Annotated in this window: 1 protein-coding gene; it reads left to right on the top strand. The window is 63.7% G+C overall.

Annotated features, from left to right (window positions below; all coding sequences use genetic code 11):
• Positions 1 to 889 precede the first annotated feature (889 nt).
• The coding region (locus ET989_RS16080) for a toxin-antitoxin system HicB family antitoxin (RefSeq protein ID WP_131170065.1) at positions 890 to 976 on the top strand (87 nt) is incomplete at its 3' end.

Genomic DNA, 976 nt, shown 5'->3' with positions numbered 1-976 from the left:
CGGGCCAAGGGGTCTTGAACACCGCGTGTGATCCGCCGTTTCTGCGGGGCGGACCGAAGTAGTGCTCGCAGACCTTGTGGAGGTCGTCGTAGCGCACGTTCTGTGGGTTCTTCCGTATCGCTGCCAGGAGCTTGTCGACGGTCGCCACAGTGATATGGTACCGCGGGCAGTACCACCGTCAAGCTCATCTCGGTCGATCTTCACCCATCCAGAGCACACCCGGCGGCAGATGCGCGAGTTGATCCGCGCCTGTCAGTACGTGCTTGCGAGGTGTTCACCCGACTTGCACATGTTTAGTGCCCCCCACGCGGGTCGAGATCTCCAGAGAGTTCCGCTCACGTAGCAGCCCGGCCACGTCAGCGGGCGCCTCACGCAGGTTGGCCTCGGTGACGTTGAGGCCCAAGAGGCCGGAACTTGCCGGGTGCGACTCCAGCAGGGCCCATCTCAGGGTCTCAACGTCTCTGAAGGACGCCCTGGGGGCTGCTGGCACTGTGTGGTGGCCGAGACCCGGCGCTCGAAGGCGTCGTGAACGGTCGTCACGCCTCAGGTTGATGGGGGCCACGGCTTCGAAGCGGTCATCATCTGCCGAGCCCTGATGGCGTTCAGCGGCCAACTCCAGCCCCGCATTAGTGCCCCGAAGTCGGCGGCCAAATCGCCTTGATAAGGCGCGATGACCCGGCGAATCCGCAAAGTTGGCCCGAGGTGTGCAAGTCAGGTGATATGGTACCGCGGGCAGTACCACCGTCAAGCTCATCTCGGTCGATCTTCACCCATCCAGATCACACCCGGCGGCATGAGCGAGTGCCCGCTTCGGGTACCGGAAAGCCACAGGCCACCCTCGCGCACAGTGCGGCATGAGCGAGTGATACCAGAGTGGTAGCATGGCGTAATGGCCATAACGCTGCGCCTGGAACCCGAGGACGAGAAGGCGCTCGCGCTGCTCGCCGAAGCCGAGGGAGTGAGTAAGCAGGAAGCG

It is taken from the genome of Propioniciclava sinopodophylli, assembly GCF_004324755.1.
GTDB lineage: Bacteria > Actinomycetota > Actinomycetes > Propionibacteriales > Propionibacteriaceae > Propioniciclava > Propioniciclava sinopodophylli.
Note: the sequence above shows the minus strand (reverse complement) of the source record. Positions and strands in the feature narration are given on the sequence as shown.